Source organism: Actinomadura sp. 6N118, from assembly GCF_044326415.1.
Taxonomy (GTDB): Bacteria; Actinomycetota; Actinomycetes; order Streptosporangiales; family Streptosporangiaceae; genus Spirillospora.
This window is the reverse complement of the sequence record NZ_JBIRAZ010000002.1, coordinates 59,432-85,680: the sequence shown is the minus strand read 5'-3', so window position 1 is coordinate 85,680 and position 26,249 is coordinate 59,432. Positions and strand designations below refer to the sequence as shown.

General features: G+C 67.9%; 21 protein-coding genes. 11 read left to right on the top strand and 10 right to left on the bottom strand.

Translation table 11 applies throughout. The annotated features are described in order from the left end of the window. Nucleotides 1-86 precede the first annotated feature (86 nt). Complete coding sequence (gene miaB, locus ACH34W_RS04310) at nucleotides 87-1,619, bottom strand: tRNA (N6-isopentenyl adenosine(37)-C2)-methylthiotransferase MiaB (protein WP_395959373.1); 1,533 nt, start codon at nucleotides 1,617-1,619, stop codon at nucleotides 87-89. A 388-nt stretch (nucleotides 1,620-2,007) separates the two neighbouring features. On the opposite strand from miaB, the gene ACH34W_RS04305 reads away from it, so the two are divergent. The 4 genes from ACH34W_RS04305 to ACH34W_RS04290 all read left to right on the top strand — a co-directional run bounded on the left by ACH34W_RS04305 (nucleotide 2,008) and on the right by ACH34W_RS04290 (nucleotide 5,354). Beyond that, nucleotides 2,008-2,730: an amino acid ABC transporter ATP-binding protein gene (locus tag ACH34W_RS04305; protein ID WP_395960038.1), complete on the top strand. Its 723-nt coding sequence runs from the start codon at nucleotides 2,008-2,010 to the stop codon at nucleotides 2,728-2,730. 41 nt (nucleotides 2,731-2,771) lie between these two features. Next, the gene (locus ACH34W_RS04300) at nucleotides 2,772-3,605 is read left to right on the top strand and encodes a glutamate ABC transporter substrate-binding protein (protein ID WP_395959372.1); all 834 of its coding nucleotides are present in this window, start codon (nucleotides 2,772-2,774) and stop codon (nucleotides 3,603-3,605) included. 79 nt (nucleotides 3,606-3,684) lie between these two features. Continuing rightward, complete coding sequence (locus tag ACH34W_RS04295) at nucleotides 3,685-4,374, top strand: amino acid ABC transporter permease (RefSeq protein ID WP_395959371.1); 690 nt, start codon at nucleotides 3,685-3,687, stop codon at nucleotides 4,372-4,374. Further along, entirely contained in the window at nucleotides 4,371-5,354 is a 984-nt protein-coding gene (locus tag ACH34W_RS04290) for an amino acid ABC transporter permease (protein ID WP_395959370.1), read from the top strand. Before ACH34W_RS04295 ends, ACH34W_RS04290 begins: the two co-directional genes overlap by 4 nt. Nucleotides 5,355-5,432: 78 nt before the next feature. Here ACH34W_RS04290 and ACH34W_RS04285 read toward each other — a convergent pair whose 3' ends face one another. Continuing rightward, nucleotides 5,433-5,882 carry a hypothetical protein gene (locus ACH34W_RS04285; protein ID WP_395959369.1) on the bottom strand — a complete coding sequence of 150 codons (450 nt, stop codon included), beginning with the start codon at nucleotides 5,880-5,882 and terminating at the stop codon, nucleotides 5,433-5,435. Nucleotides 5,883-6,154: 272 nt separating this feature from the next. Here ACH34W_RS04285 and ACH34W_RS04280 point away from each other — a divergent pair, with 272 nt between their 5' ends. Continuing rightward, the gene (locus tag ACH34W_RS04280) at nucleotides 6,155-7,198 is read left to right on the top strand and encodes an NAD(P)-binding domain-containing protein (protein WP_395960037.1); all 1,044 of its coding nucleotides are present in this window, start codon (nucleotides 6,155-6,157) and stop codon (nucleotides 7,196-7,198) included. An 88-nt stretch (nucleotides 7,199-7,286) separates the two neighbouring features. Then, nucleotides 7,287-9,248, top strand: coding sequence for a prolyl oligopeptidase family serine peptidase (locus ACH34W_RS04275; RefSeq protein WP_395959368.1), 1,962 nt, complete (start codon nucleotides 7,287-7,289; stop codon nucleotides 9,246-9,248). 198 nt (nucleotides 9,249-9,446) lie between these two features. Here the strand turns inward: ACH34W_RS04275 and ACH34W_RS04270 are convergent, their stop codons facing one another. The 5 genes from ACH34W_RS04270 to recA all read right to left on the bottom strand — a co-directional run bounded on the left by ACH34W_RS04270 (nucleotide 9,447) and on the right by recA (nucleotide 15,536). Further along, entirely contained in the window at nucleotides 9,447-10,370 is a 924-nt protein-coding gene (locus ACH34W_RS04270; RefSeq protein ID WP_395959367.1) for a trypsin-like serine peptidase, read from the bottom strand. A gap of 105 nt (nucleotides 10,371-10,475) precedes the next feature. Further along, entirely contained in the window at nucleotides 10,476-12,044 is a 1,569-nt protein-coding gene (gene rny, locus ACH34W_RS04265) for a ribonuclease Y (RefSeq protein ID WP_395959366.1), read from the bottom strand. 475 nt (nucleotides 12,045-12,519) lie between these two features. Then, nucleotides 12,520-13,374 carry an NAD(P)H-binding protein gene (locus tag ACH34W_RS04260; protein WP_395959365.1) on the bottom strand — a complete coding sequence of 285 codons (855 nt, stop codon included), beginning with the start codon at nucleotides 13,372-13,374 and terminating at the stop codon, nucleotides 12,520-12,522. Between the two features lie 248 nt (nucleotides 13,375-13,622). Further along, nucleotides 13,623-14,234: a recombination regulator RecX gene (gene recX / locus ACH34W_RS04255; protein WP_395960036.1), complete on the bottom strand. Its 612-nt coding sequence runs from the start codon at nucleotides 14,232-14,234 to the stop codon at nucleotides 13,623-13,625. Nucleotides 14,235-14,411: 177 nt separating this feature from the next. After that, entirely contained in the window at nucleotides 14,412-15,536 is a 1,125-nt protein-coding gene (gene recA / locus ACH34W_RS04250) for a recombinase RecA (RefSeq protein ID WP_395959364.1), read from the bottom strand. A 272-nt stretch (nucleotides 15,537-15,808) separates the two neighbouring features. Between recA and ACH34W_RS04245 the strand changes: the two genes are divergently transcribed. The 4 genes from ACH34W_RS04245 to ACH34W_RS04230 all read left to right on the top strand — a co-directional run bounded on the left by ACH34W_RS04245 (nucleotide 15,809) and on the right by ACH34W_RS04230 (nucleotide 18,941). Then, nucleotides 15,809-16,666 carry an ATP-grasp domain-containing protein gene (locus ACH34W_RS04245; RefSeq protein WP_395959363.1) on the top strand — a complete coding sequence of 286 codons (858 nt, stop codon included), beginning with the start codon at nucleotides 15,809-15,811 and terminating at the stop codon, nucleotides 16,664-16,666. 220 nt (nucleotides 16,667-16,886) lie between these two features. After that, on the top strand, nucleotides 16,887-17,249 hold the full coding sequence (locus ACH34W_RS04240) for a hypothetical protein (RefSeq protein ID WP_395959362.1): 363 nt from the start codon (nucleotides 16,887-16,889) through the stop codon (nucleotides 17,247-17,249). 6 nt (nucleotides 17,250-17,255) lie between these two features. Further along, nucleotides 17,256-18,413 carry a glutathionylspermidine synthase family protein gene (locus ACH34W_RS04235; protein WP_395959361.1) on the top strand — a complete coding sequence of 386 codons (1,158 nt, stop codon included), beginning with the start codon at nucleotides 17,256-17,258 and terminating at the stop codon, nucleotides 18,411-18,413. A 69-nt stretch (nucleotides 18,414-18,482) separates the two neighbouring features. Beyond that, the gene (locus ACH34W_RS04230) at nucleotides 18,483-18,941 is read left to right on the top strand and encodes a DUF350 domain-containing protein (protein WP_395959360.1); all 459 of its coding nucleotides are present in this window, start codon (nucleotides 18,483-18,485) and stop codon (nucleotides 18,939-18,941) included. A gap of 65 nt (nucleotides 18,942-19,006) precedes the next feature. Here ACH34W_RS04230 and ACH34W_RS04225 read toward each other — a convergent pair whose 3' ends face one another. Both ACH34W_RS04225 and ACH34W_RS04220 read right to left on the bottom strand, forming a co-directional pair. Beyond that, a complete protein-coding gene (locus tag ACH34W_RS04225; protein WP_395959359.1) occupies nucleotides 19,007-19,201 on the bottom strand; it encodes a DUF3046 domain-containing protein in 195 nt (64 codons plus the stop codon). Between the two features lie 9 nt (nucleotides 19,202-19,210). Next, the gene (locus ACH34W_RS04220) at nucleotides 19,211-20,470 is read right to left on the bottom strand and encodes an alpha/beta hydrolase fold domain-containing protein (RefSeq protein WP_395959358.1); all 1,260 of its coding nucleotides are present in this window, start codon (nucleotides 20,468-20,470) and stop codon (nucleotides 19,211-19,213) included. Nucleotides 20,471-20,653: 183 nt separating this feature from the next. On the opposite strand from ACH34W_RS04220, the gene ACH34W_RS04215 reads away from it, so the two are divergent. After that, complete coding sequence (locus ACH34W_RS04215; RefSeq protein ID WP_395959357.1) at nucleotides 20,654-25,459, top strand: DEAD/DEAH box helicase; 4,806 nt, start codon at nucleotides 20,654-20,656, stop codon at nucleotides 25,457-25,459. On the opposite strand, the gene ACH34W_RS04210 is transcribed toward ACH34W_RS04215, so the two are convergent. Further along, the gene (locus ACH34W_RS04210; protein ID WP_395959356.1) at nucleotides 25,456-26,211 is read right to left on the bottom strand and encodes a hypothetical protein; all 756 of its coding nucleotides are present in this window, start codon (nucleotides 26,209-26,211) and stop codon (nucleotides 25,456-25,458) included. The two genes, ACH34W_RS04215 and ACH34W_RS04210, sit on opposite strands and share 4 nt — an antisense overlap. Nucleotides 26,212-26,249: the final 38 nt, after the last annotated feature.

Here is a 26,249-nt window from a genome sequence, read left to right as displayed (position 1 = left end):
GCCACCGCGGATCGCGTGCTCCCGGCGGTCGCGCGGCGGCGTTGTGGCGGCGCAGGTTGTGGCAGCGCAAGTCGTGGCAGCGCAACCTATGGGTGGGCGGAGCAGGCGGATGTGGCCTGCGGTGCGGGAGCCGGGCGACCGATGGACGGCATGCCCAACGTGACGCCCTTGGGACGACCCTGGCGGGCCTCCCACGCGTCACCGGCGCGGGTGCGGCGGATGGACTGCGCGGGCTTGTCGGCCACCAGGTGATGCGGCGCCGCGTACGTCACCTCGACCGTGACCATGTCACCCGGCCGAACCGGCTCGTCCGGCGCCTGGAAGTGCACCAGGCGGTTGTCGGGCGCACGTCCGGACAGGCGCCGCGTGGCGCCGTCCTTACGGCCCTCGCCCTCGGCGACCAGGACCTCCAGGGTCCGGCCGAGCTGCTTCTTGTTCTCGGCCCAGGAGATCTCCTCCTGGAGGGCGACCAGCCGCTCGTACCGCTCCTGCACGATCGCCTTGGGGATCTGGCCGTCCATGGTGGCGGCCGGCGTGCCGGGGCGTTTGGAGTACTGGAACGTGAACGCCGACGAGAACCGCGCCTCCCGTACGACGTGGAGGGTCTGCTCGAAGTCCTCCTCGGTCTCCCCCGGGAAGCCCACGATGATGTCGGTGGTGATCGCCGCCTCCGGGATCGCTGCGCGGACCTTCTCGATGATCCCGAGGTACCGCTCCTGGCGGTACGAGCGGCGCATGGCCTTGAGCACCTGGTCAGACCCCGACTGCAGGGGCATGTGCAGCGACGGCATCACGTTCGGCGTCTCGGCCATGGCGGCGATCACGTCGTCGGTGAAGTCCTTGGGGTGCGGCGAGGTGAAGCGCACCCGTTCGAGCCCCTCGATGTCGCCGCAGGCACGCAGCAGCCCGGCGAACGCCGACTGGCCGCCCGCTGTCATCTCGCGGACCTCTTCCGGCGCTGTGGCGAGCGAGCCGAAGCCCGAGCCATAGGCGTTGACGTTCTGCCCGAGAAGGGTGATCTCGTGGACGCCGTCCGCGACCAGGGCCTCGATCTCGGCCAGGATCTCGCCCGGCCGGCGGTCCTTCTCCTTGCCGCGCAGCGACGGCACGATGCAGAACGTGCAGGTGTTGTTGCAGCCGACGGAGATCGACACCCACGCGGCGTACGGCGACTCGCGGCGGGTCGGAAGCGTCGAGGGGAAGGTCACCAGGGACTCTTCGATCTCGACCTGCGCCTCCTCCTGAATGCGAGCACGTTCCAGGAGCACCGGCAGGGAGCCGATGTTGTGGGTGCCGAAGACCACGTCAACCCAGGGCGCCCGTTTGACGATCGTGTCGCGGTCCTTCTGGGCCAGGCAGCCGCCGACGGCGATCTGCATGCCCGGGTGGCCGTCCTTGACGGGCCGCAGGTGGCCGAGGTTGCCGTAGAGCCGGTTGTCCGCGTTCTCCCGTACGGCACAGGTGTTGAACACGACGACATCGGGCTCTGCGTCCTCGGCGCGGACATAGCCGGCGTTCTCGAGGAGGCCCGACAGCCGCTCCGAGTCGTGGACGTTCATCTGGCACCCGTAGGTACGGATCTCGTACGTGCGGGGGCCGATCTCCATAGGCGCACTCATGACAGTCACCAAGCGTACGCGGCAAGGCAGGGTCCCCGCGCGAGTCGATCAGGAGTCATCGAGGGAAACGATCATGAATTCGGCGGCCAATATCGATCATGAGTTGACCGGCCGTCACCCGGCGTGACCATTGATCACTGAGTGATAACAACGTGATCACCATCTGAGACAACCCCGTGACCAGGACGGTGGCCGCGGGCGCCCGCCGTGTGCGCCGAACGTGCCGCCGACGTGGGGATTCGTGATCGGATCGGTACCGCTCCGAGGGTTTTTCATTGCTAATGATGACGTAAAGTCCGGGCCCATGACGGACAGCGGAGTTGGGCCTGAGCTGAGCAAGGACGACAGCGGGGCCCAGGATGACATCCCGGGCGGCGGCCCCCTCGTCGTGCTCGAGAGCGTCAACAAGCACTTCGGTGAATTGCACGTTCTCAAGGACATCAATCTCACGATCCAGCGCGGTGAGGTCGTCGTCGTGATCGGCCCCTCGGGCGGTGGCAAGTCGACCCTCTGCCGGTCGATCAACCGCCTGGAGCCCATCGACGACGGCACGATCCTGGTCGACGGGAAGAAGCTGCCCGAGGAGGGCAAGGACCTCGCCCGGCTCCGCGCGGACGTCGGCATGGTGTTCCAGTCGTTCAACCTGTTCGCCCACAAGACGATCCTGGAGAACGTCACGCTCGGGCCGATCAAGGTCCGCAAGATGGGCAAGCAGGAGGCCGAGAAGTACGCGATGGAGCTTCTGGAGCGGGTCGGCATCGCCAACCAGGCCCAGAAGTACCCCGCCCAGCTCTCCGGCGGCCAGCAGCAGCGCGCCGCGATCGCCCGCGCGCTGGCAATGAAGCCCAAGGTGATGCTGTTCGACGAGCCCACCTCGGCCCTTGACCCGGAAATGGTCAAGGAAGTGCTCGACGTCATGACCGGCCTGGCACACGATGGAATGACCATGATCGTGGTCACCCACGAGATGGGCTTCGCCCGCCGGGCCGCGCAGAAGGTCGTGTTCATGGCGGACGGCCAGATCGTCGAGGAGAGCACTCCCGACGAGTTCTTCACCAACGCGCGCACCGAGCGCGCGAAGGACTTCCTTTCCAAGATCCTCACGCACTGAGCCGCTGGGGCTCCGTCAGGGAAGAAGAGGTAGACACAAGCATGCGCGTTCGCAACTACGGGGTCGCATTCGCGGCCGTCGCCGCTGTGTCAATGGTGGCGACCGGGTGCAGCGAGAAGAAGGACAGCACCATCGATGGCAAGAAGGAACTCGTCGTCGGTGTGAAGGCCGACCAGCCGGGCCTCGGCCTGCAGAAGGGCTCCGGCTTCGAGGGCTTCGACGTCGACGTCGCCAACTACATCGGCAAGAAGATCGGCGCCACCAAGGTCACCTTCAAGGAGGCCCGCTCGGCGAACCGTGAGTCCTTCCTGGCCAACAGCACGGTCGACATGATCGTCGCGACGTACTCGATCACCGAGGCGCGCAAGCCCAAGGTGACCTTCGGCGGCCCGTACATCGTCACCCACCAGGACATCATGGTCCGCGGGAACGACAACTCGATCAAGACGATGGCCGACCTCAAGGGCAAGAAGCTCTGCCAGGTCGCGGGCTCCAACTCCTGGAAGAACATCACCGAGGGCACCAACCTCAAGAAGGAGAAGGCGGCCGCCGAGCTCGTTCCGGCACAGGCCTACCTGGAGTGCATCCAGAAGCTCAAGACCAATGCCGTGGACGCTGTCTCCACCGACGCCACCATCCTCGCCGGCTACGCGCTCGCCGAGGGTGACAAGGTCAAGGTCGTCAACGCCCCGTTCACCGATGAGAAGTACGGCATCGGTATCAAGAAGGGCGACACCAAGGGCTGCGAGGCCGTCAACAAGGCCATCACGGAGATGTACTCGGACGGCACGGCCAAGCAGCTGTGGGAGAAGTGGTTCGGTCCCGCGAAGCTGCCGTTCGACGCCAAGCAGCCGCCCGCCGAGGGTTGCTCCTGATCCAGCATCCGCCTTCGACGTGTCCGCACGCCGGTGAGTCCTGTCGGGCTCACCGGCGTCGGCTAAAGGACCTCACGTAATGAACTGGGACGTTCTCATCGACTTCAGCCCGTTCGCCAAGGACGGCGACGTGGTGCTGAAGGGGTTCTGGGCGACCATCCGGCTGTCGCTGATGACCGGGGTGCTGTCCCTGATCCTCGGCACAATCCTGGTTGCCATGCGGGTGTCGCCCACCCCGGTGCTCCGCGGTGCAGGCACTTTCTATGTCAACACCCTCCGGAACACCCCGCTGACCCTCATCCTCGTCTTCGTCAGCCTGGGGCTCAGCGACACGCTCAGGATCCGCATCTCCGAGACCACGAGCCTGAATGCCTACTGGCTGGCGGTCTTCGGCCTGTCGGCCTATACGGCGGCCTTCGTCTGCGAGGCGCTGCGCTCGGGCATCAACACTGTCCCGATGGGCCAGGCCGAGGCCGCCCGGGCCATCGGGCTGACGTTCACCCAGTCCTTGCGGATGATCATCCTGCCGCAGGCCTTCCGGTCAGTCATCGCACCGCTGGGCAGTGTCATGATCGCCATGATCAAGAACACCACTGTGGTGCTCGTCGCGGGCTACATCGAGTCGGCCGGGGTAATGAAGCAAATGTTCGATGACCACGGAGCCACCTTGCCGGTCTTCCTGGGCTTTGCGGCCGGGTTCATGATCCTCACACTGCCCGCCGGTCTCTTCGTGAGCTGGCTCAGCAAGCGGCTGGCGGTGGCCCGATGAGCGCCGTCACCGAGGCCGCCCCGCGCAAGACCCCCAAGGCGGCGAAGGCGAAAGAAGCCTCCGTCCTCTTCGACGCGCCCGGCCCGAAGGCCCGGCTACGCAACAACATCCTCACCTTCGTCGGCGCCGTCGTGCTGCTCGGGATCGTGTACGTGATCCTGGCCAGACTCGCCGACGCCGACCAGTTCCAGGGCAAGCTCTGGGAACCATTCATCAAGTGGTCAACCTGGACCGACTTCATCTTCCCGGGCCTGTGGGGCACGCTGAAGGCCGCGCTCGTCGGCGCGGTCCTGGCCCTGCTCTTCGGAGTGATCTTCGGCCTGGGGCGACTGTCGGACCACTGGTGGCTCCGCGTTCCCAGCGCGTCGATCGTCGAGTTCTTCCGCGCCATCCCGTTGCTGCTGCTGATCTTCTTCGTGTTCTCTGGTCCATCCACGATCGCCAACGGACTGAACCGCGAATTTCCTCAGGTCAGCGCATTCGCCGCGGTCGTCATCGGGCTGACTCTCTACAACGGCGCGGTGCTCGCCGAGATCTTCCGTTCGGGCATCCTGTCGCTGCCAAAGGGCCAGACCGAGGCGGCCTACGCCATCGGGCTGCGCAAGAACGGCGTCATGCGGCTCATCCTGGTCCCGCAGGCCACCACCGCGATGATGCCGGCCATCGTCAGCCAGCTGGTGGTCCTGCTCAAGGACTCCGCGCTGGGCTGGATCATCGCCTACCCGGACCTGCTCAACCAGGGCTTCCGCATCCTGCCGAACAACTTCAACAACCTGATCCCGGCGGCCATCGTCATCACGATGGTCTACATCGCGATCAACATGGCGCTGAGTTACGTGGCCAACAGGCTGGAGCGCCGGTCCCGGCGTAGCAAGAAGACCAGCGCCCCCGCCATGGGCGCCGGTGGCCCCGCCCCCGCCCCGGGCATGTCCGTCACCGGACAAGCCACCGGGGAGGCTGGCGCCGCTGGTGGCATCTGACCTCCACACCGCCGTGCAAACAGAGAGGGCGCCACCGGATTCCGGTGGCGCCCTCTCTGTTTGCACTCAGCGGCTGCTCTAGTTATCAGACCACTGCTGCACGTACATGCGGTGCAGTTTGTCGTAGTTCCGATTGCAGTAGACCGGGCCTGAGACGCTGTAGCCGCCTACGATCGTCCCTCGCTTGATGTAGAGCCTGTCGTTGAGCGCCCGGCACTCGACGACGATCCTGTGGTTCCACATGATGCGATTGGGACGGCAGTCGGAGAATCCTCCCCTGAGCTTTCCGCTCCAGTGCTTCTTCGGCTTTGCTTTGTACGCCTTGCACTTCGCGACGCGCAGGGCACCTTGCCGAACTTCGGCGACTGATGTGATCGCGGCCGTCGTAGGCTTTGCGGGGCTTGTGGGCTGCGCGAGGGCGGCAGCGGTCTTTGCGGGGGCCTCCGCAGCGTTGGCCGAGGCGGGCGCCGCCAAGGCCACGGCGGACGCAGCGATGGCAAGTGTGACTGCTCCACGCGTGAGAATCATGTGATCCCCTCTTTTCCTTCTCGTCGATCTCGAGCGATGGGAATACCAAAACAGGGGCCCGTCTCAGCAATGTCGTCGCGCCGTCTCCGCGCCGTCTCCGAAACGTCTCCCCGAGATAGGTCTGGACGTTCGGCGGGGCTGGCCGTGACGGACGGCGGGCTTCCACGCGGCCATGTGAGCAGCGTGCGTGGCGGCCCTGCGGTGGAGTTGACGGAGCCCGGCCGGGAATCCTCGCGCGGTTGAAGGGGTTCTGGGATGACGTGACTCGGGACGTGGATGTGGTGGTGGTCGGGGCTGGGCAGGCCGGGTTGTCTGCTGGGTACTTTTTGCGGCGGAGCGGGCTTGACTTCGTGATGTTGGATCATGCGCCGCGGGCTGGTGGGGCTTGGCAGTTTCGGTGGCCGACGTTGACGTTGGGGACGGCGCACAACATCCATGACCTGCCGGGGATGCCGTTGGAGGACCGTGATCCGGAACGGCCGGCGTCCGAGGTCGTGTCGGAATACTTCGCGCGGTATGAGCGGGAGTTTGGGCTTGATGTGCGGCGGCCCGTTGATGTGACCGCGGTGCGGGATGCCGGTGGGCGGTTGGTGGTGGAGAGCTCTGAGGGCGTTCATGCGGCGCGGGCGTTGATCAACGCTACGGGGACGTGGGATCGGCCGTTCTGGCCGTTCATGCGGGGCATGGGGAGCTTCCGGGGGCGGCACATGCATACGGTTGACTATCGGGGGCCTGATGAGTTTGCCGGGTTGCGGGTGCTGGTCGTGGGCGGGGGCGCTTCGGGGACGCAGGCGTTGATGGAGATCGCGCCGTTGGCGGCGGAGACCACGTGGGTGACGCGGCGGGAGCCTGTGTGGGTGGACGGGCCGTTCGACGGGCACGCGGCGGTGGCCAGGGTCGAGGAACGGGTGCGGCAGGGGTTGCCGCCTGGGAGCGTCGTGAGCGCGACCGGGTTGCTGTTGACCGAGGAGGTACGGGCCGCGAGGGCCCGTGGGGTGCTGGACCGCAGGCCGATGTTCGAGCGGGTGGTCCCTGAGGGGGTCGAATGGGCGGACGGAAGCAGGTTGGGGGTGGACGTCATTGTGTGGGCCACCGGGTTCCGGGCGGCTCTCGATCATCTGGCGCCGCTGCGGCTGCGGGGGGCCGGCGGGGGCATCCGGATGGACGGGACGCGGGTGGCGGACGATCCCCGGATCCACCTTCTGGGGTACGGGCCGTCCGCGAGCACGATCGGGGCGAACCGGGCGGGACGGGCCGCCGTACGCGAGATCAAGTCCCTGCTGAGGGCCACCGTCCCGGAGGCGGTCGGCGCCTGAAGACCTCCCCGTTGAGCGGCGTGTATCTTTCCGAATTCAACTCCTCGTTCATCGCCCAACCGATCCCCGTATGCGGGACGATTCGCATATGACCGCTCGTGTGACCCTTCCCTACGGCTCCTGGCCCTCCCCCATCTCCGCCGCCGATGTCGCTCGTGCCCGGCGCCGGCTCAGTTTTCCCACCGTTCACAACAGCGATGTGTGGTGGCAGGAGACGAGACCTGAGGAGGGCGGGCGAACCACGGTCATCCATCTCCAGGGCGGTCACCGCACCGAGCTTCTCCAGACCCCGTGGGACGCGCGGACACGTGTGCACGAATACGGCGGGCGGTCATACCTGCCGGTCCGCACCGGCAACGGTCACGCGATCGTGTTCTCCAACTACGAGGACCAGCGGCTGCACCGGCTCGACCCGGGTGATGCCAAGCCGCGTCCGCTGACGCCGGAGCCGGCGTTGCCGGGCGGGCTCCGCTACGCGGACTACGTACTGTCGCCGGACGCGACCGAGGTCTGGTGCGTCTGCGAGGGCCACACCCCGGACGGGATCCGCCGCGCGATCGTCGCCGTGCCGCTGGACGGGAGCGGCGCCGAGGACGCGGGGGTCATCCGTGAGCTGGTCAGCGGCGCGCACTTCTACGCGAGCCCCGCGCCGTCGCCCTCGGGCGGTCACCTCGCCTGGGTGCAGTGGAGCCACCCGCGCATGCCCTGGGACGGCACCGAGGTACGCGTCGCCGTCATCGAGGAGGGCAAGGCCGTCGCACCCCGCACGGTCAAGGGCGGTCTCACGGAGTCGGTGGTCGCGCCGCTGTGGCGGGACAACAGCAGCCTGTACGTGATCTCCGACTGGCCCGGTTGGTGGAACATCTACCAGGTCGGGCTGTACGGGGAGTCGCCGCAGGCGCTGTATCCGGCCGAGGAGGAGTTCGCCGGGCCTCTCTGGCAGCTCGGCGGCATGCCGTACGCGCTGCTGGAGGACGGGCGCCTCGCGGTCCTGCACGGTGAAGGTGACCAGCGCCTGGGCATCTACGACCCGGAGACGCTGGAGCTCATCGATCTGGAGGTGCCGTACGACGACTGGCAGCTGGCGCTCTCGGCGCACGGCACCACGGTCGTCGGCATCGCCGGTGGCGCCACCGTGCCCTCGTCGGTCGTCCGCATCGACACCACCACGGGCCGGGTCGAGGGTCTGCGGCGCGAGGTGGCCGAAGTCCCCGACGCCGCCTATCTGCCGAAGCCACGCAGTGAGCAGCTGGAGGGGCCGTTCGGACGGCCCGTGCACGCGCACATCTACCCGCCCTCCAACCCCGATGCCGCGGCACCCGAAAACGAGCTTCCGCCGTACGTGGTCTTCGTGCACGGCGGGCCGACGTCTCGTTCGTCCAAAGTGCTCAGCTTGGAACGCGCCTTCTTCACCAGTCGCGGCATCGGCGTCGTCGATGTCAACTACGGCGGCTCGACTGGCTATGGCCGCGCCTACCGTGAACGTCTGCGGCGTCAATGGGGCGTCGTGGACGTGGAGGACGCCATCGCCGCCGCACAGGCACTCATCGACGGCGGCATAGCCGACCCTGGACGCCTGGCCATCCGAGGCGGCAGCGCAGGCGGCTGGACGACCCTGGCCGCCGTGACCCAGACCGACCTCTTCAAGGCCGCGACGTCGTACTACGGCATCAGCGACCTGCAGAGCTTCGTCTCGTCCACGCACGACTTCGAGTCGCAGTATCTCTTCGGGCTCATCGGCCCCCTGCCCGGATACGAGCGGGCGTACGAGGAGCGTTCGCCGCTCAACCACGCCGAGCGTACGGCGTGCCCCGTCCTGCTCCTCCAGGGTCTGGACGACCCGGTCGTACCCCCAGACCAGTCGGAACGCTTCGCCGCCGCATTGGCCGGCGAGAAGACCCCTTACGCCTACATGACGTTCGAGGGCGAATCCCATGGCTTCCGCCGCGCCGAGACCACCATCACCTGCCTGGAGTCAGAGCTCGCCTTCTACGGCCAGACTCTCGGCTTCCGGCCGAAGGGCGTAAACCCCATCGACCTCAGCAACTGACGGAGAGACCAGCACCTCCGGCCATAACGACCAACCACCATGTGAGCGCCGACGACGAACCCGTCGGCGCTCATGCCCTATGTGCTCATGCCTTATGTCCCACGCCCCGCGGCCACATGCACCGGTGGGTCGGCGGCCGGCGGCCGGAGCAGGCGTCGATGTGGTTCTGGCGGGCATCTAAGGGCCCAGGTAACCAGCTCAGGCGTTCTTGTCGGCCCAGGAACGAAGGTTGTAGACGTCCTTGTCGAAGTACGGCGAGTACGAGATGTAGTGGACGTTGCCGCCGCCCTGGTAGCCGCCGATGACTCCGTTGATGGAGCCGGTCCGGGTACGGGTGTTGTAGTTCAGCAGCCAGGGGCTGCCACTCGTACCGCCGTGGAAGCCTGAGCAGTCCATCCGCAGCTGGAAGCGGGAGTGCTTGCGCGTCGTGGTGATGCAGTAGATCGGCCGGTCGCGGCGGTCCCAGACGATGCGCGGGTAGCCAGCCACGTTCACCTTGCGCCCGGCGCCCTTGTTGATCGCGAGGCTGTTGCCGCCCACGACGTTCTCGATCTTCCGTCCGGCGCGCGGGTTGAGGGCGATGATGCCGAAGTCCAGGTCGGCGTCGCCGTAGCGGATCCAGCGCTGCGTGACGACGAGCCTCTTGGCCGTCCACGTCCCGTACGGCCGCTTGCCGCGGTCGTACTTCGGCACGAACGCGATCTTGGTCGCGTACCGTCCGCCCTTGCCGCCGTGGATACAGTGCGCGGCCGTCATCAGCAGTCTCTTGGAGTAGCTCTTGACAACGCTCGCGGTGCAGTAGTGGTCGCCCCGCCCGTTGTTGAAGAACAGCGCACCGATCGAGGGCACGCCCCCGAACGCCTTCGACTTGGCGGCCAGCGTGGTCGCCTGCCCGCTCGCACCGTCCTTCGCCCCCACCGGTGTGGCCTTGGCCAGCCGCTGCGGGGTCCAGTACCGCTCCGTCGCGGTCGCGTCCGCAGCGCTGATCTCAACGCTTGAGACGGTCTCGACGGTCCGGGTCTCCGGCTCCTGCTGCGCGTACGCCACCGCCCCGGCACCAGCCGCGACGACCCCTGTGGACGCAACGACCGCAGCCGTCACCCGCTTCCGACCCTTCAGCATTTGCCAGAAACTACCGACTCTTCCGCCCCGCCACAACGCGAACGATCACTCTGGTCCCAGCATGTGACCGTCTCCGACTCTCCGCATCCGTCCGGCGACGGCCGGTCAGCGGGCGAACTCGATGGCGCGGGACTCGCGGACGACGGTGACGCGGATCTGGCCCGGATAGGTGAGCTCGTCCTCGACCTGCTTGGCGATGTCGCGGGCGATCACCTGGGCCTGGATGTCGTCGACGGCGTCGGGCTTGACCATGACGCGGATCTCGCGGCCAGCCTGCATGGCGAAGACCTTCTCCACGCCCTCGTGCTTGTCGCGGGCGATCTCCTCGAGCCGTTCCAAGCGCTTGACGTACGCCTCCAGCGACTCGCGGCGGGCCCCGGGACGGCTGCCGCTGATCGCGTCGGCGGCCTGGGTGAGGACGGCTTCGACGGTACGGACCTCGACCTCGTTGTGGTGGGCCTCGATGGCGTGCACCACGTCCTCGTGCTCGCCGTACCGCCGGGCGATCTCCGCGCCGATGAGCGCGTGACTGCCCTCGACCTCGTGTGTGAGGGCCTTGCCGATGTCGTGCAGCAGGGTGCAGCGCTTGGCCTGCTCGACCGGCAGACGCAGCTCGCTGGCCATGATCCCGGCGATGTGCGCCGACTCGATGAGGTGCTTGAGCACGTTCTGCCCGTACGACGTCCGGTAGCGCAGCTGGCCGAGCAGGGCGATGAGCTCGGGGTGCATGTCGGCGACCCCCAGCTCGACGAGCGCGTCCTCGCCGGCCCGTACGCACAGCTGCTCGACGTCGCTCTTGCTCCGCTCGTAGATCTCCTCGATCCGCTGTGGATGGATGCGGCCGTCAAGGACGAGCTTCTCCAGCGTCAGGCGCCCGACCTCGCGCCGGACCGGGTCGAAACAGCTGAGCAGCACCGCCTCGGGCGTGTCGTCGATGATCAGGTTCACACCGGTCGTCGTCTCGAACGCGCGGATGTTGCGGCCCTCACGGCCGATGATCCGGCCCTTCATCTCGTCGCCGGGCAGGTGCAGCACGGAGACGACCGACTCGGCCGTCTGCTCGCTCGCCACCCGCTGGATGGCCAGCGTCACGATCTTGCGCGCCCGTTTCTCGCCTTCTGCCCGAGCGGAGTTCTCGATCTCCCGCGTGATCGGGATGGCCTCGCGCTTCGCCTGGTTCTCGATGGCGCCGACGAGCTCGGTCTTGGCCTGCTCGGCCGTCAGCCCGGCCACTTGTTCGAGCGCGTGGCGGCGTTCCTCTTCGGCCTTGCTGAGCTCTTCCTTGCGGGACTCCAGCGTGCGCTTGCCTTCAGCGAGCTTGGCCCCCCACTCCTCGAGCCGGCGAACCTCGCCGTCCAGGCGTTGCTCCCGTTCGGCCAGCCTGGTCTCGCGGCGTTCGAGGTCCTCACGCAGCGATCGGATGTCCTCACGGAGGGCGCGGGCCTCTTCGTCCAGCTCGGCCCGCTGCGTCTGGACGAGCTGGTGGGCCTGCGTCTCGGCCTTGCCGAGGATCTCCTCGGCGTCCGTCTTGGCGGCGGCGCGGATCTCGTCCGCCTCCTGCCGTACCTGGGACAGCTCGTCCTCGATCGCCTTCCCGGACGGGCGGCGCAGGACCAGTATGACGAGAGCGACCAGGGTCACCAGCAGTGCGGCACCCAGCAGGACGCTCTCCATGGGGCTGCCCCTTCCTCGCCCGTGGGCCCCATCGGGGATTGGAGCCCTGTTGTGCGAGGATTTACCCGCGTCACAGCCGATATGGGTACACGACACCGCCCGGACGCCCTGTCATCGGGGCCCGAGAAAGTCGGACGTCGTGATCCTTTATACCTCTCAACTGCCTGAACGTGCTCAGTCGTATGGCAATCCGCTGGGCGCGGAGTAACTCCTCACTGCCGTAACGGTAAGCGGCACAGAGGTAATGAGCAAGCAAACCCTAGGCATTCCGGACTAACCGAACGTGCCCGTGACGAGTTGCTTACCGTCCTCCGACCTGCCGGAAGAGCCGTTCACCTGCCCCGTCACCCTCCACGCCCGAGTAAGAAAGAGTCAGATCCTTGTCAGGACCTCCGTCATTCACCCCGGCGTGTCGAACCCTTCGCCGAAAAGGAGCGGGCCCGCTTCCTCTGGCGGAAGCGGGCCCGCCGGTGGTTCAAGCAGCCTCCCAGACGCCCGTCTTGGCCGCCTCGCGAACGAACTCGGAGAAGTCGCGGGGCTCTCGACCTAGCGCCCGCTTGATCCCATCGGTCTGGTAGGCGTTGCGCCCATCCAGCACGGTCGTGAAGAGGTACATCAGGAACTCCACCACGTCATCGGGAACGCCCTGCTCCTTGGCGCCGGCGGCGTAGTCCTCCGCGCTGATCTGGACAAACGGGATCTCGCGCCCGGTCGCTTCGGCGATCTCCTGAACCGCCTGGGCGAACGTGAGCAGCCGTGGCCCGGTCACCTCGTACACCTCCCCCACATGGCCGTCCTCGGTGAGCGCCGCCACCGCCACGTCGGCGATGTCGTCGACGTCCACGAACGGCTCGCGCACATCACCGGCCGGAAGCGCGACCTCACCGGCCAGCAGGGGCTCGATCAGGAAGCTCTCATTGAAATTCTGGGAGAACCACGCCGCCCGCACGATGGTCCATTCCAACCCGGACTCGCGCACCAGCCCCTCGCAGACCTGGGCCTCCTCCTCACCTCGCCCCGACAGCAACACCAGCCGCCGCACCCCGGCAGCGACCGCCGCCTCGGTGAAGGCCTTGATGTCGTCCGTCGCCCCCGGCACCGCCAGGTCCGGCGCGTAGCTGACGTACACCGAGGTGACCCCGTCCAGGGCCGCCGCCCAGCCGTCCCGGCCCTGCCAGGAGAACGCCGGGCTGGCCGACCGCGACCCGACCCGCACCGGCACTCCCCGCGCTGCAAGCCGCTCGGCCACCCGCCGTCCGGTCTTCCCCGTGCCTCCCAGCACCAGTGTCAGGTTGTCGTTACCGTTCTGGATGTTCGCGTTGTTCGCCATACCCCTCAGTCAACCGATGCCCGACCTGCCCCAACATGGCCGAGAGACTCGCCCGCATACGCCAGAGTCCAACGGGCGTGGCTCAACCCCTAGGGGTCGGGTCACCCCAGGGGTTGGGTCACCCCAGGGGTTGGGTCAGTCCCAGAGGGTTTGATCAGCCCCTGTGGATGGATCAGTCCCAGAGGCTAGATCAGCCCCCAGGAGGTTAGGTCGGCCCCCAGGGGATGGGTCAGTCCTGGGGAGTTGGATCAGTCCCAGGGGGTTGGCTCGGGGAGGTCTTCCAGGTCGGCGCCCTCTTCGGCTAGGGCTTCTTTGACGACTCGGTAGGCGAGGCCGGGTGAATAGCCTTTGCGGGCGAGCATGCCGACCAGGCGGCGGGTGCGTTTGGCGGGGTCCAGGCCTTGGGTCGAGGCGACCTTGCGGGCTATGAGCTCGCGGGCGGTGCGTTCCTCCTGCTCGGGGTCGAGCGCCTCCACAGCGTCCTGGACGGTCTCGTTGTCGACGCCGCGCTGGCGCAGCTCGGCGGCCAGGGCTCGCTTGGCCAGGCCGCGGCCGGTGTGGCGGGACTGCACCCAGGCTTGGGCGAACGCCTCGTCGTCGATCAGGCCGACGTCGGTGAAGCGGCCGAGGACGTTTTCGGTGACGTCGTCCGGGATGTTTTTGCGGTGCAAGGCGTCGGCGAGCTGGGCACGGGTCCTGGGTGCCGTGGCCAGCTTGCGGAGGCAGATCTCGCGGGCGACCGCCTCAAGGTCGGCCGGTGGGGCATCTGCGGCGGGACTGTCCTCGGCCGGGGCGTCGGGGCCCCACCGCCGTCTGCGTCGCCCGCTCATGCCGATCCTCGCGGGAGCCGTACGGACGATCCAGGCTCCACAGGAGCGGCGGCGCCATCGGGGAAGGACCGAACACCGGTCTGTCGGTGCCGGAAAAGGCGCCGCCGCCCTACATACGAGATCATTCCTCAACCTTCGTCAAGAGTCACCCTGAATGGCGGATTCTCCGTCAGAACTCGCCATGTCACGTGATGATCCCGGTCTGGTTCAGGCGTCGCCGGGCTTCGGGGTCTTGGTGCTCTTGCGGCCGGTGGTCGCGGTCGCGGCGGCGGCAGGTTTGGTCGCTGCGGCGGCGGGCTTGGCGGCCTCGGTGGTCTCCGGGGCCTCCTTGTCGACCTTGGGGCCGACGCCCAGCTTCTCCTTGATCTTCTTCTCGATCTCGTCGGCCATGTCCGGGTTGGCCTTGAGGAAGTTGCGGGCGTTCTCCTTGCCCTGGCCGAGCTGGTCGCCCTCGTAGGTGTACCAGGCGCCGGACTTGCGGACGAAGCCGTGCTCGACGCCCAGGTCGATCAGGCCGCCCTCCTTGCTGATGCCCTGGCCGTAGAGAAGGTCGAAGTCGGCGACGCGGAAGGGCGGAGCCATCTTGTTCTTGACGACCTTGACGCGGACGCGGTTGCCGACCGCCTCGGTGCCGTCCTTGAGGGTCTCGATGCGACGGACGTCGAGGCGGACGGAGGCGTAGAACTTCAGCGCCCGGCCACCGGTGGTCGTCTCGGGCGAGCCGAACATGACACCGATCTTCTCGCGGAGCTGGTTGATGAAGACGGCGGTGGTCTGGGTCTGGTTGATGGCGCCGGTCATCTTGCGGAGCGCCTGGGACATCAGCCGGGCCTGGAGGCCGACGTGGCTGTCGCCCATCTCCCCTTCGATCTCGGCCCGGGGTACGAGCGCGGCAACCGAGTCGATGACGACGATGTCGATCGCGCCGGAGCGAATCAGCATGTCGGTGATCTCAAGCGCCTGCTCGCCTGTGTCGGGCTGGGAGACCAGGAGCGCGTCGATGTCGACGCCGAGGGACCTGGCGTACTCGGGGTCGAGCGCGTGCTCGGCGTCCACGAACGCCGCGATGCCACCGGCACGCTGGATGCTGGCGACGGCGTGCAGCGCGATCGAGGTCTTGCCCGAGCCTTCCGGCCCGTACACCTCGACGACGCGGCCACGCGGCAGGCCGCCGATGCCGAGCGCGATGTCAAGGGAGATCGAGCCGGTGGGAATCACCTCGACCGGCGCCCGTGCCTCGTCTCCCATCCGCATGACCGAGCCCTTGCCGAACTGCCGCTCGATCTGGGTCAGTGCGGTCTCGAGAGCCTTCTCCCGGTCGTTCGCTGCCATGGTCGTCCCTCTGTCCTGTGTGTCGTCGCCGGCCTGCCGGCTCTCGCCCGGCACGCGGCCCTCGCGGACCGCTGCTCGATGTCGTAGGCGACGTTACGGGGAGCCACCGACAGTTTCGAGACTCAGACGGAGCTGTGGATAACGTCGCATGCGCACGACAGCTTACCGAACACTCGTTCGATCATGTGGGCGCGATCCGATTTGGGCTGGAATCTCCGTGCACACCGGGGCCTGGAAGCCGTACGCTGGCGCCGTCCACGGAGGGTTGCACCATGACGCTGACCGTTCTCTTCTGCGTCGATCCGCTCCACCCCCGGCGCGTTGATCCCCACTTCTCCCGCGAGGCCGCCGCCGTGCGGGACCACTATGGCGAAATCGCCTTGATCAATCACGATTCGTTGCAGCAGGGTCACGTGGATGCGGCGATCCGCGCCGTCCCCGGCGACCTGGGCCCGGTCTGGTACCGCGGCTGGATGATGACCAGCGAGGAGTACGCGACGCTGGCGGCTGCCCTCAAACAACGCGGCACCATCCTTCTCACGCACCCGGAGGACTACCAGCGCGCGCACGAGCTGCCAGGGTGGCACGACACGTTCGCCGGACTCACTCCGTCCAGCGTGTGGCGCCCTCTCTCCCCGCTGGAAGACCCAGGTGACCTCAGTGAGCTCGTACGAGCTCTCCCGGCTGGGCCGGCCGTGGTGAAGGACTATGTGAAGTCACGCAAGCACGAGTGGGACGAGGCTTGTTTCGTCCCGGACGTTCACAACCTCCCGCAGCTCCGCACGGTCGTGTCGAAGATGGTTGCGCTACAGGACCAGTTCCTGGCCGGTGGTCTCGTCATCCGGGAGTACGAGAACTACAACGGCGGTGAAGCCCGCGTGTGGTGGGTCGACGGAGAGCCCGCGCTCATTGGGCCCCACCCGGACAGCCCAGAGGTGGAGCCCGAGCCGGACGTCGACGCCGTGGCCCCGGCCGTGCGCTCCCTGGGTTGCCGCTTCATCACGACCGACCTCGCCCGCCGCACCGACGGCGAGTGGCGCGTCGTGGAAGTGGGCGACGGCCAGGTGAGCGATCTCCCCACCACAGTCGACCCCATGGACCTCTACGCCCACCTCCCAGTCCCCGACTGACCTTCCTGCAACAGCGCGCCTTGTGACGGAACCGGAATGCATGAACCTTCCGTCTCACTACGCATCGCCCCTAGGCTTTGGGCACTGTGATGCCGGATCGCTTGCAGATGCGGGGTCCGTTCCAGCTGTCCGGAACCTTCGGGGTGCCTGCAGTCTCTTTCGAAAGGCGTGTTTACCCTTGCCTCCACAGGAGTCCCGGCGTCGGCTCAGTTCCCGCGCGGTGAAAATCGGGATGGTGAGCGCGCTGTCCCTTTCGGTGGTGTCGTGCTCGTCCGATGACGACGACGCCATCACCGCATACTGCGTCACAGAGGACGATGGCTTCTCCACTGGGACTCCGGCGCCTTTTCCTACTGAGGGCCCAGACGGTTTCAAGGTGGTCGATGAGGACAACTGTGACACCCCGGATTCCACCAGGAGTTCTCACGCCAGCTACTTCTGGTACTACGGCGGTGTCCGTCAGAGCGGGCGGGTCAGCGCCGGCAGAATGACCATGCCCAGCGGTACGAACATCAAGTCCGCGGAAGGCAAGACGATCCGCAGCGGCTTCGGCAGCTCGTCCAGCGGCAGCTCTGGCGGCTGAACGACGATGCGACGCGAACGTTCAACACCGCGTGCCGACTGGGGCCAGAAGGTGGAGTCCCAGGGACTGGCTTTCCACCGGACCGCACACCCGGAACACCTGCCGCGCCCCTACTGGGACGAGTCGGTGCACTACGTCTTTGAGATGGACGAGGTACTGGCCCTGGAGGAGGTCGTCGAGGAGCTCCACAAGATGTGCCTCCAGGCCGTGGAACATGTGGTCACCACTGGCCGCTACAACGTTCTCGGCATCCCGGACTGGGTGGCGCCTCTGATCGAGGAGTCATGGCGGCGCGGCGACCCGCATCTGTACGGGCGGTTCGACCTGCGGTACGACGGCACCGGCCCGGCCAAGCTGCTGGAGTACAACGCCGACACCCCGACTGCCCTGGTCGAGAGTTCCATCGTTCAGTGGTACTGGCTGCAGGACGTCTACCCGGACGATGACCAGTGGAACTCCATCCACGAGCGCCTGGTAGCGCGTTGGAAGGAGATCCTCTCCGGCCTTCCGGACGGCCCGACCCACTTTGCCTGGACCAAGGGCGACGAGACCGGCGAAGAAGTCATGACGATCGCCTACATGCAGGAAACCGCGGAAGAGGCGGGCCTACCCGGCGTGGCGATCGCCATGGAGGACGTCGGCTGGAACCCTGCGCGTCAACGGTTTGTGGATCTGGACGAGAAGGAGATCCACGCGCTCTGCAAGCTCTATCCGTGGGAATGGATCGTTGCCGAGCCCTTCGGCCGCCACATCCCGGACGCACCCACCGCCTGGATCGAGCCCATATGGAAGATGGTGCTCTCCAACAAGGCGCTCCTGGTGCTCCTATGGGAACTCTTCCCCGGCCACCCGAACCTCCTGCCTACCTACCTCAACACGCCCTCGACGCTCACCTCGTACGTGCAGAAGCCGCTCCTGGGACGCGAGGGAGCGAGCATGCGGATCGTGACGCCTGACGGGGCGGAGACCCGCACCGAAGGCAAGTACGGCGCGGAGGGCTTCGTCTTCCAGGAGTTCTGCCCGCTGCCCGATTTCGACGGGGAGCATCCGGTGCTCGGCGCGTGGGTGGTTCACGACGAGTCCGCCGGGCTCGGCATCCGCGAGACCTCAGGCCTCATCACCGACGACACCTCGTCGTTCGTCCCACACCGCATCCCTCTGTAACCACATCCCTCTGCAACGGACGCCGGCGCACGCTTTCCTCTGGCGAACGCTTCCCCTCTAAGGAGACCCATGACCACGGCCGCTAACGACGACAGCCTCGCCCAGATACTGCTGGAGGGCAGCGGGGCACTCCTGGCGTACGCGGCGGTCGGCCTGCTGTTGTTCATCGTCGGCTTCTACATGACCGACCTGGCGACGCCCGGCCGCCTCATCACCGTCATCCGCGAGCACCGCAACCCCAACGCCACCCTGCTCGCCACGGCCTCGACCGTCGGTGTGGGCCTCATCGTCTCGGTGTCCATCTACGCCTCCCATGGCGATCTCCTGGAGGGCCTCAGCCGGACGCTTGTCTTCGGCGGCGTGGGCATCATCGCCATGACCGTCGCCACCCAGATCTTCGACCGCGTGGTGGGCATCAGCATCAAGCAGCTCGCCGACGACGCGGAGGACAAACTCGAGCCCGCCGCCATCCTCCTCGCCGTCGCCAACCTGATGATCGGCGTCGTCACCGCCGTCGCCACCTACTGACCGAACCCATCAGCACTGACCCAAGCCAACAGCACTGACCGAAGGCCAATAGCGGCGATCTGCGGTCAGTGAAGGCGTGCTGGGACGTCGAAGGTGGCGACCACGGCAGCCCAGACCTTCTTCGCGGGCTCCCCGTCCGCCAGGGCCTGTTCGATGGTGCGACCCCCCAGGGCGGCTATGACGTAGTCCTTGGCCACGCTCGACGCGTAAGCCTCGCCGAACTGCTGATTCATCCGATCCCAGAAAACTGTGAGCCGCACCGGACCACGCTATCCGACGGACTCCGACACCTCGTCCGGGACGGACGGCCGACCGGCGCCTTCGAGATATTGCCGGTGCAGACCGGTCAGATAGCGCTCCACGCCCTCGACCACCCGCGCCGTACGGTACGAGGGGAAGACGTCGAAGGCGTGTTGGCCGCCCTTCATCTCGGCATAGATGACGGGCGATTCCGAGACGTCGCGGAGCTTGTCCACGAAACGCCTCGCCTCTGCCACTGGGATCAGGGAGTCGTGGCTTCCATGGATGACGAAGAACGGCGGCGCGTCAGAGCGCAGGTAATTCACGGGGGATGCCTTGGCGAAGGCATCCGGCTCCTCCGTAAAGGAACGCTTCACCAGCATGCGTTCAACCAACCGCGTCGCCCCCATAGGGACGGGCCACGGTCCCGGCTCGACGAAGTCGTACACCCCATAGAACGGGACGGCCCCACGCACGCTGGTGTCCACGTTTTCAATGCCCGGCTGGAACTCCGGCACGTTCGCGCTGAGGGCCACCATCGCCGTCAGGTGCCCGCCCGCCGAACCACCCGTCACGCACAGAAAGTCTGGATCGGCCCCATAGGACTCGGCGTTCTCGCGATACCAGGCGATGAAGTGCTTGAGGTCGACGAGGTGCTCTGGCCAAGTGGCCCGTGGGCTGAGGCGGTAGTTGACGTTGAAGCCCACCCATCCCTGGACGGCCAGGTGATTGAGCAGGGGAAGCCCTTGTTCCCGCTTGTCCCCGATGACCCAGCCGCCGCCATGGATCTGCATCAGCCCTGGCCGCAGATGCCCGTTCTCAGCAGGTCGGTAGACATCCAGTTTGAGCCGCAGTCGCCCTTCCTCCCGGTAGACGACGTTGCGTTCGACCTTTACTCCCCGCCTCGGTATGAAACAGAGCGGCGGCAGGACGAGGTGTGAACGCGGATACCGCGGCGCATCGTCCGGGTCCAGGTCCAGGGGCACCCCGGAGTCTCGCAAGGTCACGATCGTCTTCCGCGCCGCGATGATTGTCGCCGCGGTGCCCGCCGCTGCTGCGAGACCTGCGATCAGGCCCGTCCAACCCAGCCATCCCTCGAGCCCTCCGGACGCCACCAGAATCCCCAGCCCCGTGACCTCCGCGACCAGCAGATGCGGCGCCAACTCGATGGTCAGCCACCCGGCGAAGAAGCTCGGCACCAACGTCGTTATGTGACGCCGGCGCGGGCGGTGGGCGTTCACTGCGAGCAGAAGGGAGAACAGTCCGAAGGCCAGCAGGACGTACGTCATGAAGGCTCCTCGCCCTCACGCGAGGTCCCTTCGGGAGGGCCTCGCTGCTTGCGGATGCAATCGCCTCCAGGATCCACCAAACAAGTACTTGCTTACAACTCCGGCCGCCCATGCCGCTCCGCCGCACTGGTGTGACGACGACCACGCTGCGGTTTTGTCGGAGGCACAAGGCAGGATGGAGGGATGAGCGGTGACGTGCTGGAACGCTTCTCCCCGGCCACGCGTGCGTGGTTCACCGGGGCCTTCGCCGCGCCGACGACAGCGCAGGCGGGAGCGTGGGAGTCGATCTCAGGCGGCGACAACACCCTTGTGGTGGCGCCGACCGGCTCCGGCAAGACCCTGGCAGCTTTCCTGTGGTCGCTGGACCGCCTCGGCGCCTCGCCCGCGCCCGACCCCAAGCAGCGCTGCCGGGTCCTGTACGTGTCGCCGCTCAAGGCCCTGGCCGTCGACGTCGAACGCAACCTCCGGGCCCCGCTCACAGGCATCCGGCAGGCCTCACGCCGCCTCGGCCTGCCGGAGCCCGACGTACGGGTCGGCATCCGTTCCGGTGACACCCCCGCCGACGAGCGCCGCCGTCTGGCCACCAAGCCGCCGGACATCCTGATCACCACGCCGGAGTCGCTGTTCCTGATCCTCACCTCGCAGGCCCGCGAGTCGCTCCGCGGCGTCGAGACGGTGATCGTGGACGAGGTGCACGCGGTCGCGGGCACCAAACGCGGCGCGCACCTGGCGATCTCCCTCGAACGCCTCGACGCCCTTCTCGAACGGCCCGCCCAGCGCATCGGCCTTTCGGCGACCGTCCGGCCCGTCGGCGAGGTCGCGGCCTTCCTCGGCGGCCCCAAACCCGCGAAGGTCGTCCAACCGCCCTCCGACAAGGTCTTCGACCTCGACATCGTCGTACCCGTCGAGGACATGGGCGAGATCTCACACTTCGTCGACCAGGGTGGCGAGGCCGACCCGCGCCAGAGGTCGATCTGGCCGCACGTGGAAGACAGGCTGCTGGACCTGATCCAGGCCCACCGTTCCACCCTGGTCTTCGCCAACTCGCGACGCCTGGCCGAACGCCTCTGCGGCCGCCTCAACGAGCTCGCCTACGAACGCGCCGTCGCCAGCACCACAGAAACGTCCGCCGCCAGCAACGCGGAAGGCGATGCCTCAGTGGAGGGCGACGGTCCAAGGCGCATCAGCCAAGAGGACATCGAGCGCGCCCTCCAAGCTCGCGCCTCCGGACACACCACAGACAGCCCACCAGGCACCAACACAGCGCCCGCCATAGGACCGCCTAGGCGCAGCCCGGCGGAGATGATGGCTCAGGCAGGTGCGGCGCGCGGCGTTCCGGCAGAGATCGCTCGGGCGCACCACGGTTCGGTCTCCAAGGAGGAACGGGCAGGCATCGAGGACGCGCTCAAGCAGGGCCGTCTGCCCGCCGTGGTGGCCACCTCCAGCCTGGAGCTGGGCATCGACATGGGCGCGGTCGATCTGGTCGTCCAGGTCGAGTCGCCGCCCTCCGTCGCCAGCGGCCTGCAGCGCGTAGGCCGGGCCGGGCACCAGGTCGGCGCGGTCTCCAAGGGCGTCATCTTCCCCAAGTACCGAGGCGACCTGGTGCAGACCGCGGTCGTCGCCGAACGCATGCGCGGCGGCGAGATCGAGGCGCTCCGCTATCCGCGCAACCCGCTCGACGTGCTCGCCCAGCAGATCGTCGCGATGGTGGCGATGGACGAGTGGACGGTCGACGACCTCGACACCATGGTCAAGCGTGCCGCCCCATACGCCACCCTGCCCCGTTCCGCACTCGAAGCCACTCTCGACATGCTCGCGGGCCGCTATCCGAGCGATGAGTTCGGCGAGCTGCGGCCACGCCTGGTCTGGGACCGCGTCACCGGCGTCCTGCGCGACCGGCCGGGAGCCCAGCGCCTCGCCGTGACCAGCGGCGGGACGATTCCCGACCGCGGCCTCTTCGGCGTCTTCCTCGTCGGCGAAAAGGCCTCCCGCGTCGGCGAGCTCGACGAGGAGATGGTGTACGAGTCGCGTGTCGGCGATGTCTTCGTCCTGGGCGCGAGCTCCTGGCGGATCGAGGACATCACACCCGACCGCGTCCTCGTCTCGCCCGCGCCCGGCCAGCCGGGCAAACTCCCGTTCTGGCACGGCGACGCACTCGGCCGCCCCGTCGAGCTCGGCAAGGCGCTCGGCGCGTTCACCCGCGAGCTGGTCAAGCTCCCGGCCGAAACCGCCCTTCACCGCGTCACCGCCTCGGGTCTCGACGAGTGGGCGGCCGCCAACCTGGTCTCCTACCTGAGCGAGCAGCGTGAGGCCACCGGGCATGTGCCGGACGACCGCACCCTCGTCGTCGAACGGTTCAGGGACGAGCTGGGCGACTGGCGCCTGGTCGTGCACTCGCCCCTCGGCGCCCGCGTTCACGCGCCCTGGGCCCTGGCCATCGCCGGCCGCCTCCGGGAGCGGTACGGCGTTGACGCGCAGTCCATGCACGCCGACGACGGCATCGTGATCCGCATTCCCGACATGGACGAGCCGCCGAACCTCGACCTCGCCGTCTTCGACGCCGACGACATCGAACGCATCGTCGTCGACGAGCTGAGCGGCTCGGCCCTCTTCGCCGCCCGGTTCCGCGAGTGCGCGGCCCGTTCACTCCTCCTGCCGCGCCGCCGCCCCGACAAGCGCATGCCCCTGTGGCAGCAGCGACAGCGTGCCGCGCAGCTATTGGCCGTCGCCAGCAAATACCCCTCGTTCCCGATCGTCCTGGAAACGATGCGCGAGTGCCTGCAGGACGTGTTCGACGTGCCGGGCCTGGTCCAGCTCATGCGCGACATCTCCGGCCGCAAGGCGCGCCTGGTCGAGGTGGAGACGCCCGAGCCCTCCCCGTACGCGCGTTCGCTCCTCTTCCACTACGTGGGCGCGTTCATGTACGAGGGTGACTCGCCCCTGGCCGAACGCCGCGCCCAAGCCCTCGCGCTCGACTCGGCCCTCCTCGCCGAACTGCTGGGCCAGGCCGACCTGCGCGAGCTGCTCGATCCCGAGGTGGTCGCCGACACCGAACACGAGCTCCAGCGCATCGCGGCCGACCGCCAGGCCCGCGATATGGAGGGCATGGCCGACCTCCTCCGCGAGCTGGGGCCCCTGACAACCGCCGAAGCGATCCTCCGCACCGCCCCGGAAGCCGATCGCGCTGCCTCTGACCTTGAGCGCGCCGCGTCCGGATCCGACCGCCCCGACGCGGAGTTCTCGGACGGCGCGACCGTCCCCGACCCGAGGCCGGCCCGGTGGCTGGCCGAGCTGGAGCAGGAACGCCGCGCCATCAGGGTCCGGATCGCCGGCGAGGAACGCTGGGCGGCGATCGAGGACGCCGGACGGCTCCGCGACGCCCTCGGCGCGCCGCTGCCCGTCGGCATCCCCGAAACGTTCCTGGAGCCGGTGGGCGATCCGCTTGGCGACCTCATCTCTCGCTATGCCCGCACGCACGGGCCGTTCCGCGCGTCCTCCGCAGCATCCCGCTTCGGCCTGGGCACCGCCGTCGTCCTGGAGACGCTGCGCCGCCTCCGGGCAAACGGCCGCGTCGTCGAGGGCGAGTTCCTGCCGGTCGAGGCGGTCTCCGGCCCGCTCACCAGCGAGTGGTGCGACAACAACGTCCTGCGCATGTTGCGGCGCCGCTCCCTCGCGCGCCTGCGCGCCGAAGTCGAGCCCTCGCCACCCGAAGCACTCGGCCGGTTCCTGCCCACCTGGCACGGCATCACCGGCGGCTCCCGCCTGCGCGGCATCGACGCCCTGGTCCAGGCGATCGAACAACTCCAGGGCGCCGCAGTCCCCGCCTCGGCACTCGAATCCCTGATACTCCCGTCCCGCATCCCGGGATACTCCCCCGCCCAGTTGGACGAGCTGACCTCCGCAGGCGAAGTGGTCTGGGCGGGCCAGGGCGGCCTCCCCGGCGGCGACGGATGGGTCTCGCTCTACCTCGCCGACACCGCGCCGCTCCTCATGCCGGAGCCCGCCGAAATCAGCCTCACCCCCGCCCACCAGGCCATCCTCGACGCCCTCTCGGACGGCGGCGCACTCTTCTTCCGCACGCTCTCCGACCGGCTCAACGCCATCGAATCGATCAACGACCCCGACCTGGTCACCGCCCTCTGGGACCTCGTCTGGGCAGGCCACCTCACCAACGACACACTCGCGCCCCTCCGTGCCGCGCTCGGCTCCGGGCGCCCGGCCCACCGTGCCCGTGCCACCCGCCGCGGACGCCCCGTCCTGCCGTCCCGGACCGGCCCGCCCACGGTCGCCGGACGCTGGTGGCTCCTGCCCCAACGCGAACCAGCAGGCACCCGCCGCTCACACGCCCTCGCCGAGGCCCTCCTCGACCGCTACGGCATCGTGATCCGCGGCGCCGTCGCCGCCGAGCGCACACCGGGAGGCTTCGCGGCCGTCTACCCCGTCCTCCGCGCGTTCGAAGACAGTGGCCGCTGCCGCCGTGGCTATTTCGTCGAAGGCCTGGGAGCCGCGCAGTTCGCACTCCCCGGTGCCGTCGACCGCCTCCGCTCGCTCCGCCCCACACCCCCGCCCGACCAATGGGAGCTGCCCCTCCCCGGCTCCAAAACGGCTCCCGACAGCCGAGCCCTGGTGCTGGCCGCCGCCGACCCGGCCAACCCCTACGGCGCCGCCCTGCCCTGGCCCGAACGTAAGGACGAGGTGGCCAGCGGCCACAAACCCGGCCGCAAGGCCGGCGCCCTGGTCGTCCTGACCGAAGGCCGCTTGGCCCTCTACGTCGAACGCGGCGGCAAGACCCTCCTCACCTGGAACGACGACCTCGAAGTCCTCCAACCCGCCGTAGACGCCCTCGCCCTGGCCGTCCGCGAAGGCGCCCTGGGCAAACTCACCGTCGAACGAGCCGACGGCGAGTCCATCAACGACTCCCCCTTGGCCGCCGCCCTCGAAGCCGCCGGCTTCCATCCCACCCCAAGAGGCCTCCGCCTCCGCGCCTAGCCCCCAAACAGAGTCATGGCCTTTGTTGTCATGGCCTTTGTCTTGATGTCACTTTCGGGGTCCTGGTGATCGCGTTCCTCCTGACGTGGCGCGTTCTGCATTGGCCTGCGCCTGGACAGGATGGTGAACGTGGCGAGCAATCCCCCACCGATCAGGAACGCGGGTCCCAGCGGAACGAGGAAACCGAAGCGCAGGCCCATCGAGACCGTGGCGTCCACGTTGGGCTTGCCGTCCATGCGCATGACGACGACGGACCAGGCGCCCTGAGTCTTGTCCCACTTCATGGTGCGCGTGCCGGTTCCGGCGGATGATGCCACCCAGAACGTGCGGCTCGTGGGAGGAGCAGGGCGTGCGGCCCCGCTCACGCGTTTGAAGTTCGCCTGGAACGGCTTCAGCTTTGCTGAGACGAAGTCGTCGTACGCGCTGCCCCGCAGATATCTCTCGACCTCTTCCTTGGGCCCGATCCCTACGAACAGTGGGACGTTCGGGTCGGCGGGGGCAGCCACGATGCGCACGCGGGCGACTTCGCCGATGTCGGGCGACGGGTTGGCGGCGTGCGCCGAGGAGGAGCCGACGTCGATCTCGTCGGTCTTCAGCGCCGTAGCGGTCGTGGTGAAGCGATGCTCGGACGTGCTGAAGTAGCCGCCTTCGTCCGCCTGCAGTGAGGCCAGTGCGACGAAGCCGAGGCCGACCGGCAGGAGCACTGCCGCTCCCAGCGGAGCGAGCAGCCGTACGGGTCGCGACGCGGTCATGATCCACTCCCTTGGATGTTTTGTAACACACTCGTGCC